General features: G+C 34.1%; 15 protein-coding genes. 2 read left to right on the top strand and 13 right to left on the bottom strand.

What is annotated here, in order from left to right; genetic code table 11:
- Positions 1–8 precede the first annotated feature (8 nt).
- The 9 genes from ACFSC2_RS06810 to ACFSC2_RS06770 form a co-directional block, all read right to left on the bottom strand.
- Positions 9–503, bottom strand: coding sequence for a hypothetical protein (locus ACFSC2_RS06810; protein WP_379817068.1), 495 nt, complete (start codon positions 501–503; stop codon positions 9–11).
- A gap of 13 nt (positions 504–516) precedes the next feature.
- Positions 517–1,620 (bottom strand): MBL fold metallo-hydrolase, encoded by a 1,104-nt coding sequence (locus tag ACFSC2_RS06805; RefSeq protein WP_379817069.1) that lies wholly within the window; start codon positions 1,618–1,620, stop codon positions 517–519.
- A gap of 3 nt (positions 1,621–1,623) precedes the next feature.
- The gene (locus tag ACFSC2_RS06800; RefSeq protein WP_379817070.1) at positions 1,624–2,046 is read right to left on the bottom strand and encodes a DUF1801 domain-containing protein; all 423 of its coding nucleotides are present in this window, start codon (positions 2,044–2,046) and stop codon (positions 1,624–1,626) included.
- A gap of 194 nt (positions 2,047–2,240) precedes the next feature.
- Positions 2,241–3,095: a serine hydrolase domain-containing protein gene (locus tag ACFSC2_RS06795; RefSeq protein ID WP_379817071.1), complete on the bottom strand. Its 855-nt coding sequence runs from the start codon at positions 3,093–3,095 to the stop codon at positions 2,241–2,243.
- Between the two features lie 62 nt (positions 3,096–3,157).
- Positions 3,158–3,526: a nuclear transport factor 2 family protein gene (locus ACFSC2_RS06790; protein WP_379817072.1), complete on the bottom strand. Its 369-nt coding sequence runs from the start codon at positions 3,524–3,526 to the stop codon at positions 3,158–3,160.
- Positions 3,527–3,672: 146 nt separating this feature from the next.
- Positions 3,673–3,885 (bottom strand): ArsR family transcriptional regulator, encoded by a 213-nt coding sequence (locus tag ACFSC2_RS06785; protein WP_379817073.1) that lies wholly within the window; start codon positions 3,883–3,885, stop codon positions 3,673–3,675.
- Between the two features lie 5 nt (positions 3,886–3,890).
- Positions 3,891–4,307: a hypothetical protein gene (locus ACFSC2_RS06780; RefSeq protein WP_379817074.1), complete on the bottom strand. Its 417-nt coding sequence runs from the start codon at positions 4,305–4,307 to the stop codon at positions 3,891–3,893.
- A gap of 62 nt (positions 4,308–4,369) precedes the next feature.
- Positions 4,370–5,284 carry a helix-turn-helix domain-containing protein gene (locus ACFSC2_RS06775; RefSeq protein ID WP_379817075.1) on the bottom strand — a complete coding sequence of 305 codons (915 nt, stop codon included), beginning with the start codon at positions 5,282–5,284 and terminating at the stop codon, positions 4,370–4,372.
- Positions 5,285–5,296: 12 nt separating this feature from the next.
- Complete coding sequence (locus ACFSC2_RS06770; RefSeq protein ID WP_379817076.1) at positions 5,297–6,187, bottom strand: SDR family oxidoreductase; 891 nt, start codon at positions 6,185–6,187, stop codon at positions 5,297–5,299.
- Positions 6,188–6,497: 310 nt separating this feature from the next.
- Here ACFSC2_RS06770 and ACFSC2_RS06765 point away from each other — a divergent pair, with 310 nt between their 5' ends.
- Positions 6,498–6,929 carry a hypothetical protein gene (locus tag ACFSC2_RS06765; RefSeq protein WP_379817077.1) on the top strand — a complete coding sequence of 144 codons (432 nt, stop codon included), beginning with the start codon at positions 6,498–6,500 and terminating at the stop codon, positions 6,927–6,929.
- 21 nt (positions 6,930–6,950) lie between these two features.
- Here the strand turns inward: ACFSC2_RS06765 and ACFSC2_RS06760 are convergent, their stop codons facing one another.
- The 4 genes from ACFSC2_RS06760 to ACFSC2_RS06745 form a co-directional block, all read right to left on the bottom strand.
- Positions 6,951–7,436: an SRPBCC family protein gene (locus tag ACFSC2_RS06760; protein WP_379817078.1), complete on the bottom strand. Its 486-nt coding sequence runs from the start codon at positions 7,434–7,436 to the stop codon at positions 6,951–6,953.
- Positions 7,437–7,579: 143 nt separating this feature from the next.
- Positions 7,580–8,020 (bottom strand): hypothetical protein, encoded by a 441-nt coding sequence (locus tag ACFSC2_RS06755; protein ID WP_379817079.1) that lies wholly within the window; start codon positions 8,018–8,020, stop codon positions 7,580–7,582.
- 41 nt (positions 8,021–8,061) lie between these two features.
- Positions 8,062–8,673 (bottom strand): NAD(P)H-dependent oxidoreductase, encoded by a 612-nt coding sequence (locus ACFSC2_RS06750; protein WP_379817080.1) that lies wholly within the window; start codon positions 8,671–8,673, stop codon positions 8,062–8,064.
- Positions 8,674–8,683: 10 nt separating this feature from the next.
- Positions 8,684–9,175, bottom strand: a complete 492-nt coding sequence (locus tag ACFSC2_RS06745; protein ID WP_379817081.1) for a DinB family protein — start codon at positions 9,173–9,175, stop codon at positions 8,684–8,686.
- A gap of 78 nt (positions 9,176–9,253) precedes the next feature.
- On the opposite strand from ACFSC2_RS06745, the gene ACFSC2_RS06740 reads away from it, so the two are divergent.
- Positions 9,254–11,761: a M14 family zinc carboxypeptidase gene (locus ACFSC2_RS06740; RefSeq protein ID WP_379817082.1), complete on the top strand. Its 2,508-nt coding sequence runs from the start codon at positions 9,254–9,256 to the stop codon at positions 11,759–11,761.
- The last annotated feature ends 115 nt before the right edge of the window (positions 11,762–11,876 follow it).

Raw genomic sequence — 11,876 nt, 5'->3', positions numbered from 1 at the left:
TAAATCTTTTATTTACATGCTTTTAAAAACTTTGAAAGTAAATTTTTATTGAATTTTAAGGGCATTAAAGTGTCTTCAACAACATCATATTCAAAAAGTTGGTTTTTTGAAGGATCAAAAGTATATCTTGCAATAGTCGGCATTCGATCTGGATATGTTTCATGAAGACTTAAATCATAAGTTTCAGAATAGCTTAAAGCTTTATCTGTTTTGGGATTTGGACTTCCTTCGACAGTAATTCCAATAGAAGTTCCTCCATTTTTTACAACAGCTTCATACAATCCTTTTGTGTCTTTTATGTAGGAAGGCGAAGTTGTCAAAATTTCAATAACAACATCAACACAAGCTGTAGAATCTGTTGTTTTTTCGATTGGACTTGTTTTTACAGAATCTTTTGCAGCGATAGTATCAACATTTTTAGGTGTCTTTTTTAGGACTATTTCTTTTTTATTGCAAGAAAAGAAAACCGTTATAAGCGCTAAGAAAAATACTTTTCTTTTCATTTTTATATTTATTTTATAGAATACCTTCCCACCATTTTTTAAACTGCTGATTCTCATTTCTGAGTTCGACCAATTCACCAATCATCGGAGTAACTAACGGAAAAGGATTTTCAAGGTTTTGATTCAATTCTGTTATTCTTTTCAAAGGTTCATCCCAAGGATGAAGTGCCAGAACAAATTTAGAAGAATGAACAGGCAAAACCCGTTTAGGTTTTAAATCTTTCATTGCATTTATGACATCTTCCGGCATATTATGAATGTATTTCCATTTTTCGTCATATTGGCCGTTGTCAATAAGAGCAATATCAAACGGACCATATTTTTCATAGATTTCTTTATAATGAGAATCATAACCGCTGTCACCGCCCAAATACATTTTGAAATCGTTTGTTTCTAAAATAAATGAAGTCCAAAGCGTGTTGCAGCGTTTAAAACTTCTTCCCGAAAAATGTCTTGATGGAGCGGTATAAAGTGTTAGATTTTGATCTAATGCTACTTTGTTGAACCAATCTTTTTCAATAATATTTTCTGCAGGAAAACCCCAAAACTCAAAGTGTGAACCAATGCCAAGAGCCGTGATTACTTTTTTTGTTTTTGGTTTGAGTTTTAGAATAGTTTCATAATCCAAATGATCATAATGATCGTGCGTTATCAGTAAATAATCAATTTCTGGAAGATCATCAACGGTATAAATATCTGTTCCTTTAAACGATTTTGTCGTGCCGGGAATAGGCGAGGCGTTGCCGCTAAAAACAGGATCGATCAAGAAACGCTTTCCTGCCAATTGTATGAAATAAGAAGAATGTCCGAACCAAACCAAAACATCTTGATCCAGCGAAAGTGCTAATAAATTTGTTTTTACTGACGGAATCAAATCGGTTGGAGTTTTTCTTTCTACTTTTTTGAAAAAGAATTCATAAAACATCGAAAAATAACTAACTCCCTCGGCAAGATCCGGCGTGTAATTCTGATTTTCAAATTTTCCGTTTTTGTACTGAGGCGAATTCAAAATAAGCTTTAATCTATCACCAGAAGGAGCTTTTCCGAATTTCGGTTGTTGCATAAAACCCCAAAAGGCAATTAAAAAAAGGGCTATTAAAATTAAGAATGTGATCATTTTTTATTTTGGAGGATATAATTTTAAAGTGTATTCGATAGAAAGCAAAACGATCTTTTTTAAGATTTCTATGTCAATATCAGCTAATTTTTTAATGTATATGCAAGCTTTAGAAGAGGTATGTTTTCCGAGTTTCGATAAAAATTCTTCTTTCTTTTCCTCCGGCAGATAAAAATAAACGGTCATTGCCGCTTTTCTAGGCGAAAAACCGGCTAACGGCGCATCTCCTTCATGACCGCTATCGTATTTATAATGATAACTTCCGAAACCAATAATACTTGGTCCCCACATTTTTGGTTCAAAACCTGTTGCTTCTTGTAGTATTTTAAGAAGCTCAAAAGCATCTTTTCTTTTGGCTTCGTTTTCAACAGCGTTAATAAAATCAGTAACACTATCTTGGGTTTCGGTAGTTTTATTGGTTGCCATTTTTATTGTTTTTGGTTGAACAAATCACTTTTCAAAAGCAGTTTTTTGATGTTAATTCCCATTTTATAAAACAAATCAGAATTTGCATTCATTTCATTTTCTAATACAATCATACTCACATCATTTTCTGGGAAATACAAATTTAAAGAAGAAAAACCATCTCCTAGACCAGTGTGCCCATAATATTTAGGAGATTATTTGTCAACAATTCTGAGTCCGTAACCATAGCCGACTTTTTCTTTTCCAAAAACATTATGCTGTGCCAAAATAGTATAGTGGATCATTAATTGATACGTTTTAGGTTTTAAGATTTTTCCTTTATGAAGATTATTATTCCAAATCAACACATCATTTGCGGTTGAAATTACTCCAGCAGATGGAACTTTATAGGGAGTAATTAAAGAGTTTTCTGCTTTTTCTAATTTACCATTTTCATTCATATAACCCGTAACCAAATTTAGATTATTGTCTTTAGAATAACAAAAAGTATTCTTCATTTTAAGACTTTTAAAAAGAGCGCCAGCCACTTCCGCGTAAGGCTTTTTAGTAACAGATTCAATAATCAGCCCTAGAAAAGGATACCCTTCATTACCATATTTAAACTGACTTCCTGGTCTAAAAGCCAGAGGTTTATTTGGATCAACAATTCCGTGTGTATGATTTAATAATTGATGAACTGTTATAGAATCTGCCCAGCTTTGTTTTAGATTTGGCAGGTATTTTTTGATTGGAGTCTGCAAATCTATTTTGCCTTGTTCTACTTCTTTCAAAATTAAAACAGCCGTAATTTGTCTGGTGTTAGACATAATTTCAAATTGACTGTCCATCTTTAAAGGCACTTTTGTGTCAAAATCAGCAAAACCGACAGCTTTACTGTAAATTATTTTTCCTTTTTGAGAAATTAAAATCGTTCCATTAAATTTAGGAGAAGATGCCGTCAGAGTGCTGTCAATTTGAACAGAAAGATCTGCTGTTTTTTGTGCAAATGAATTACAATTTGAAAATAAAAAAAGAACGGTTAATACAGTAAATCTGAAAATTGAATTCATTTAAAAGGTTTGCTATTTATTGTTTTGGTTTATTGTTGATGTCTAATTGAAATTATGATTATTTAAAACATTCCATTTTCATTAATGGTATCTTTGGGAACAGGCTGTCCTAAATCCCAAAGCTCGACGATTTTTTCTCCCTCAAATTTAAGGATATGAACTACTGCAAAACCTACATCAACCGGAGTTTGTTTTAAGTGTGAATGAACGGCAACTAAATTACCGTCTTCCAAAACATGATGAATTTTAAAAGTCTTATTTGGGTTGGTTCTGGCAGATTCTTCCATTGCCAGCATTAAAGTGTCAGCATCTCCTTTAAAATAAGCGTTGTGATGTTTGAAATTCTTTCCTACATACAATCGAAAACCTTCATGTGAATGTCCGCTTGCAGCGAGATTCAAGAAGTTTTTAGCAATTTCTTTCTTAGTCATAATTCAAAATTTTAAAGTAGACTAAGGTAAGAAAATTAGCGCTTTGTTTTTTTGCAAAAATGAATCTGAAAGTTATAAAATTACAGACTTTATAAACAGATTTAATTAATTAAAAAATCATTTTAAAGCTGCGTGAAATCAAAAAACTATATTTCTTCAGATTTTATTTTAGAAAGATCAATTCCAAGTTTTGTAAACTCTTTTTCTCCCAATTCAGTAATATAAAAATGCTTGTCGGCCGGGTTATTTTTGGCAATCCAGTTTTTGTCTGCAAAGTTTTCTAAAAGAAGTTCTCCCAGTTTGCCGCCAAGATGTTCGTAGCATTTTTTGGCGGGTTTTATTTTTGTTTGAGCTGCCATTGTCTTTAGTTTTTCTTTTTTAAAGCAATTTTTGCCGCCAAATATGCCATCGGAATATAAGCTAAAACGGCATCGGCCAATGAAAACCAAATTGGAGACGGAAGCGTGAAAATCATGACAATTCCTCCGAACAAAAAGAATGCTCCAATACACAATGCCAATTTCTTTTTATGATTAAAAGCGATTAAAGCTGTTGTTAATGCACCTGCAAAAGTACCAAGTGCATGTGCTAAAAACGGAAAAATAAAATGTTTAGGTTCAAATAAATGCATCGTAGCTTTTAAACCTTCGGCAGTAGTAACGTCTGCGCCATTTGGCGGTGGAATTATAGAACCGCTGATGGTAATAATTCCCATATTAACAACGCTTCCCACAATAAGACCAAGAAGTACAGCTAAAGTATTTCTAAAAAATGGATTCATATCTTTCGGTTTTTAGTTGGACTAAATTTATGAAAAATATGAATTGAATTTACCGAAATGTTTTAGTTAAAAGACTGCCTAAAAGCAATCGGAGAGACGTTTGTTTTGGTTTTGAATAATTTACTAAAAGACTGTTGATGCCCAAAACCCAATTCAAAAGCAATTTCGCTGATGGATAAATTGGTGGTCGAAAGTTTTTCTTTGGCCTTTTCGATCAATTTATTGTGAATGTGCTGCTGCGTGCTTTGTCCAGTTAACGATTTTAATAAACCGCTCAAATAGTTTGGCGAAAAATTTAGATTTTCAGCTATTTCGTGAACAGTTGGTAAGCCTTTCTTTTGCAAAGAATCACTGCTGAAATAGGTTTCCAGCAGTTTTTCTAAGCGTGATAAAATTTCGTGATTACTTATTTTTCGGGTAATAAACTGCCTGTTGTAAAAACGCTCCGAATAAGTAAGAAGCAATTCTATTTGAGCAATAATTACATCTTGGCTGAACTTGTCAATATTAGATTGATATTCGTTCTGGATGTTTTTTAGAATATCCAGAATCATTTTTTGCCCTTTGTCAGAAAGATGTAAAGCTTCGTGAACGGCATAATCAAAATATTCATATTGTTTGATTTTCTGTGCAAGCGGCGTGTTCCAAAGAAAATCGGGATGAATTAATAATGAATATCCAGTGTGCTGTAATTCGGAATTTCCTTCAATAGAAAATACTTGTCCTGGCGCGATAAAAAGTAAAACACCTTCTTTAAAATCATATTCCTGCTGGCCGTAACGCATTTTTGCATTAGCGTTTTTCTTTAACGCTATTGAATAAAAATCTAGTATTAGACTTTTGGGTTCGTTCTTGTTAAGATATTTGAGATCTTCAAAATTATAAACGCTCACAAGCGGATGCTCAGGTTTTGGCAAATCTCGAAACTCGTGAAATTCGCTGATACTTTTTATTCGATGCGGTTGAGAAACAGCCATAAGACAAGTTAATTACTGATTGTATTTACGTGCAAAATCTTTTGCATAATCTGCGAGTTTTGTTTTTCCCATTTCGGCTGGGCGGTTTTGATAATAATCTTCGCCCAATATTCCGTTGTAAAGTCCAGCGTACATTTCGACTAAACCTTCAGCGATTTTTGGCTGCATTCCGGCATTTATTAATCCTTCTAAAACTTGTCCGTCGCTTACTAAAACCCATTTTAAATCTGGATTTCCGATTGCAGCGCCCAAAATTGCTGCAGATTCGTTTCCTGTTAATTCTTCGCTTGCCACATAACGTATTTTTTTCCCGGTTGGAGCTGTAAGTTCTTCCGCAATTGCTTCTGCAATATCAAGCGGTGATACCCACGGAATCAATTCACCGGCACCGTAATTGGTAAAAATACTTCCTGTGTTTTTTATCATCGGAATATAGGCATCCAAATTATAGAAAAACGAGGTCGGACGCATAAAGGTAATCGAAACATCTGAAAGCTGGTTCAAAACGCCTTCAATTTCGTTGTAACGCTGAATAATTCCTGAGTTTTTTACTAAATGTGCGCCAATACTGCTTAAAAAAACAACACGTTTTACACCCGATTTTTGGATAGCTTTTGCATAATTATTTCCAATTTCCCGTGTAAAAGCATCTAAATCCAGATTGGGATCAAAATAATTGGTGCGCGGAATCATACAATAAACAGCGTCTGCGTCTGTAAAAGCTTTAGTAAGGAAATCTAAATCGTTTACTGAACCTATCAATGCTTTTGCACCCAAATTTTCGATTTCGTTTTGCCTGTCGACACTGCTGGTGATGACTGAAACAATGTGACCTTTTTGCACTAACTCTTCAGTTAATGGCTTGCTGATGTTCCCTAAAGAACCTGTAATAGTAATTTTCATCTTTGTACTTTTTTGATTGGTACAAAGTTGCTTTGGATTGGCAGATTTATTTTAGCCAAATCTATTATTGTGTTAGCCAAAAAAAAATAATTAGATAATTTGGACAATTAGATAATTGGGATAATTAGTTACCTAATTTATTTATTACAGTTTAATTCTAATTAGAGAACTGTTTATTTCAGAGTCATAGGTAAAATAAAGAAAATCTGAGTGTTGAGAGGTAAAGCTGTAATATAAAAAGGAAATCTTATAAGATAAGAAGTTATGCTTAATCTACATTTGAAAATCATATAAACCAAACTTTTATATTATGAAAAATCAAATCAAATTAACAGTTATATTGGGGATTATTCTGACCTGCTTTTTATTTTCATGTAAAAAACAGGATGGCTACAGTGATGAAGTTTACAATAACCCAAATTCTGAAAACGCAGCTGCCGAAACTCCAAATGATACTGCAAGTACAACTAATAGTTCTGCAGTGACAAACGATCAAACGGCAGGAACTCAATCAACCAATAACCACTCTGCAGGTTCTGGCGATGCGAATTCAGGAGGTGAACAATCTGGACCCATTACAGGCGCCGAAAGCACAGCTGGAAATGATGAAACTAAAGGTACAGGAACAGGAAGTGGTCCCGGGCACAGTGCAAATGATGGAGCTTCGTACACACCGTCGTCAGATCCTAAGCAAAATGGAAACAAAGACACAATCAAAAAAAGCATTAAGCGTAAAAAATAGACAATTGGAGCTAGAGTTTAATTAGCGCTCGGATAATTTTCGTTCAGTTTCGGTTTGTGGTTTTCCAGTAGCGTTTGGTTCGCCTTTTCCAGTCATAATTAGTTTCTTTAAACTGTTTTGAATGTAATTGGTCCAGCCTCCTTTGCAGACTTCGTAGCATTCATATTCTGGAACCAATCCGATATGAGTGAAAACTAATTGCGTTTTATTGTCTTTTTTTGAAATATCAAAAACGGCTTTCGTATTCGTCCATTCGGTATCATCTTTTGTAAAACTGAAATAATTTTCTTCGATCAGCCAGACGATTTTCTGATTCGGAATCACTTCGATTAGTTTGATTTTACAGCGATGTACATCTTCATAATGATACTTAAACTCATCGTTAAGATTTGCTGTTTTTCCTTCTATTTCTTCAGACCACCAGCCTCGTACATTTTGTATGGCTTTAAAAACAACTTCTGGTGATTGATCAACCAATAGTGTTGTAGTAAAATCTTGTGCGCTCATTATAAATGATTTAGAAATTAATAAAGTAAATTTACAATCTAAAAATCAAATGATTAAGGTGCGTAAAAGACAAATTTAAGGGCTGTTTCGGACAGAGATTTATTCTTTTATTGGAATTTGGAATTTAAGCTTTGGAATTTTGATTAAACATAATCGGCAAGCATTACTACGCTTAGAATCACAGAAAAAAGAGCCAATACGCTTATTAAACCAATAACCACCATTCTCCAGCCGTTATAAGTTTCGCCGCCATTGCTAACGTGTTTTTGAATGTCTTTTTCTTGATATGTTTTTAGAAAATAAGACGTGATCGAAACGTAAATAATCGGAAAAATGAATGTTGGGATATTTTCGGGTAATAAGCAAGCCAATAAAATAATTAATACAGATAGAAGAATAGTTAAAAGCCAGGTCTTTTTTGCTTTTTCTAAATCATTAAAAACTTTAAAATTTTCTGAAATACAATAACCCGCTACGAGTGGACCTGCTAAGAAAGTCGTTATTCTTATGGCTTTTTCGGAATAAATTTTTTCTGTTGGAATTTCTTCAAAAACTGATTTCTCTAATGCGTCGTTTTCTATCATTATTGTATTGATGTTTAAATTATTTTCGATAAAAATAGACATTAAACGTCATAAAATTCTTCGTTTAGCAATTTAATTTTCTCCGGAATTTTATCAATGACCTGAAAATGGGTTGTCATTACATTTTCTAGTTCTAAAGTACCGCCGAGAATGATCATTTCTTTTTCCTCAAAACGTTTCCCGAGACGGTCTTCAAGCATAATTTTGACCATGCTTGGTGCGATTTCGGTTTCGTTAAGAAATTCATTCGGATGACCGGCAGTACAAATAACCAATCCAAGCGGTACGGTTTTCATTTTTCTTGAAGTTTCGTTTTGTCCGTAAGCATATCCAACAGAATAGACACGGTCAAACCAGCCTTTTAGTTTTGCAGGGCAGTCGCTCCACCAAACCGGATAAAGAAAAATAATGCAGTCGGCTTTTTCTATTTTTTCCTGTTCTGCCAAAACATCAGCAGGAATAGGAAGTTCCGTTCTAGCAAAACCTTCGCGTTCGTATTCTTCTTCAGACAAATCACTTTGGAAATTTAAAGCATATAAATCGGAGATTTCGACTTCAAAGTCTTCGGTATTTAAAACTGATTTCAGTCTTTCTAAAACCTGAAAAGTATATGATTTTTTACTCGGATGAGCGTAAACTATTAGTATATTCATTGGTATAAAATTAAAAAGTATCTTTTGCATGACGGATCCAGTGAGGAGCATCATTTATATTTTCTCGAAGTACTAAATTCAACTGTGCTGCATGATGCTGTACGTGGCGCATATTGTAAAGTAGAATTTCAACTACATTATATTTCATGGTTTTAGATTCGTTTATCCAATCACTCTCATAAATTTCATTTGTCATAGTACCAATTAAATTTTTACATTTTTCACGGCAGAATTGTAAATAATGAAGAACTTCTGCTTTGGTATAAACTCTTTCAGGGAGCCGATCTTCAAATTCAGATAATGAGAAAGGTGGAGGCGGAGTAAAACCTACTGGATCGAGGGTTAAATAATAATCCAGAAAAAAAGTACAATGAAAAGCATTATAGCCAAATTGCTGTTCTGTGTCCCAAAGAGATTCTGGACATAATTCAATAGCATTTTTGAGCATATCGATACTCGCTCCAAATTGTCTCCAAAGTATTTGTTTTAAAGATTGATCCATTATGCTAATATTTAACAGGAATTTGAGATTATATAAAGTTAATTCTTATTTTTAACCAACTGCAAACCATTTCCTATTATGACAAAAAACTTTTACGCTGCGTTATTTTTTATAACTACTTCAATTTCAGCTTTGGCACAGCTAAAATCTCCTACAGAATTTATTCCAAGTTACGGAAAACAGATCAGTTATTATCATCAGGTTGAAGATTATTTTAAATACCTGACAGAGAATTCAAAATTGATTAAAAAACAACAATACGGCTTAACGAATGAACAGCGTGATTTGAATGTTTACTTTATTTCTTCTCCAGAAAATTTAGAAAATCTGGAACAAATCAGAAATAATAATTTGGCCTCTATCGGACTTTCGACAGCGAAAAATGCTGCAGTTGAAGATAAAATTATTGTCTGGCTTAGTTTTAATGTTCATGGAAATGAATTTGCAGGAACAGAAAGTGCGATGACAGTTGCTTACGAGCTTTTAAATCCGTCAAATGAAACCTCAAAACAATGGCTCAAAAATACAGTTGTAGTTCTCGATCCGTGTATTAATCCAGACGGTTATTCTCGTTACGGAAACTGGCTTAGAGAAATTTCGGGAAAAAAAACGCATCCGGGTTTGTACGATCGTGAACATATGGAAGTCTGGCCGGGCGGAAGATACAATCACTATCTGTTTGATTTAAACAGAGATTGGGCTTGGCAGACGCAGGCAGAATCGCAGCAACGTTTAAAATTATACAACCAATGGATGCCTCAGGTTCATACTGATGTGCATGAAATGAGTTATAATTCGCCTTACTTTTTTCCGCCTGCTGCAGAACCGCTTCATGAATTTATTGAGCAGTATCAAAAAGATTTTCATAATGTTTTAGGGAAAAATATTTCGCAGAAATTCGACAAACAAAACTGGATGTACAATACCAGAGAACGTTTTGATTTGTTTTATCCGAGTTACGGAGATACTTATCCAACGTATAACGGCGCTGTCGGATTAACATTAGAACAGGGCGGAATAGGAGCGGGGCGCGAAGTGACGATGGAAAATGGTACAAATGTGACGATAAAAGACCGTTTAACGCATCATGCAACGGCAGTATTGACAGTTGTAGAAAGTGCGGCTTCGCAAAAGGAAGTATTGCTTAAAGGTTTTAGAGATTTTCATGCAAATGCCCGCAAAAAAGCAAAGGGAATTTACAATACCTATGTTTTGAAAAGCAATGCAAAAGTCGAACAATTGGCTGAATTGCTGAAAAAGAACGACATTGAATTTAGTTACGCCGATGCATCTGCAAGCGCTTCGGGTTTTCATTATCAAAATAAGAAAATAGAGAGTTTTAAAATTGAGCCAAATGATTTGCTTATAAAAGCAGATCAGCCAAGATCTGTTTTGGCGCAGGTTTTATTCGAACCAAATCAAAAATTAAATGATAGTTTATCTTATGATATAACGGCTTGGGCATTGCCTTTGGCTTACGGAATTGAAGGTTATGCGGTAAAAAATGCACTTGCTCTAAAAACAAAAAGTTCAATTGAAATTGTTCCCAAAACTATTCCCGAAAGTGTTTATGCATTTTATGTTCCTTGGAACAGCAGAGTTTCTGCTCAAGTAGTTTCTGCATTGCATCAGGCGAGTATAAAAGTGCGTTCGGCAATGAAAAAAGCTGTTTTTGGTACTTTAACAATAGAGCCGGGCGGTTTAATTATCAGCCGAGCGGACAATCCGAAAATTGCTGATTTTGAAAAAACGGTCAGTGAAATCATTAAAATCAAATCGGATTATAGTTTTATTTCGACAGGATTTTCGACTAATTCGAAAGATATTGGAGGCGAAAACTTTGTTCTTTTGAAAGCGCCAAAAATCCTGATGCTTTCTGGAAAAGGAATCGTTTCGACAGAATTTGGAGCCAATTGGCATTACTTGGATGAGGTTATAAAATATCCTGTAAGTATTGTAGAAACAGCTAATTTCAATCGCGTTAAATTATACAATTACAATACATTAATACTTTCGGATGGTTCTTATGATTTTTCGGACGATCAGAAAAGACAAATTGATGATTGGATTAAAAACGGAGGAAAAGTCATTGCTATGAGCAACGCCATTTCTTTATTTCAGGATCGTGAAGGTTACGCTTTAAGTATGTTTGCCAGCAAAGAAGACAAAGAAAAATCGGAGAAAGAGCAAAGAGAAATCGAACTTAAAAAACGCTTTTTAGACTTTGAAGGTTCTGAACGAAGAGAAATCTCAGGTACAATTCCTGGCGCAATTATCGAAAATAAATTAGATAAAACTTATCCAATGGCATTTGGTCTCGGCAACACTTATTTTAGTTTAAAAACCAATGAAAGATCCTTTTCACTTTTAAAAAATGCCATCAATGTTGCTTATATTCCGAAGAACTTTTTGAGTTATGGTTTTGTTGGAAATGACATTAAGAAGAAACTGCCTGAAACAGTATCTTTTGCAGTGGATAGAAGAGGAGACGGAAATGTAATTTATATGATGGATAATCCGCTTTTTAGAGGTTTCTGGGAAAACGGAATTCTTTTATTCAGCAATTCGTTGTTTCTAATAAATTAAGACATAAATTTTGTAGCAAAGGCGCAAAGGCACAAAGGCACAAAGTTTTTTAAAAGACAATCTTTTATCTAAAAAAAAACTTTGTGTCTCTGAAACTTTGCGCCTTTGCAGCTAA

Origin of the sequence: Flavobacterium artemisiae (genome assembly GCF_042678225.1) — a bacterium.
GTDB classification, from domain to species: Bacteria; Bacteroidota; Bacteroidia; order Flavobacteriales; family Flavobacteriaceae; genus Flavobacterium; species Flavobacterium artemisiae.
Note: the sequence above shows the minus strand (reverse complement) of the source record. Positions and strands in the feature narration are given on the sequence as shown.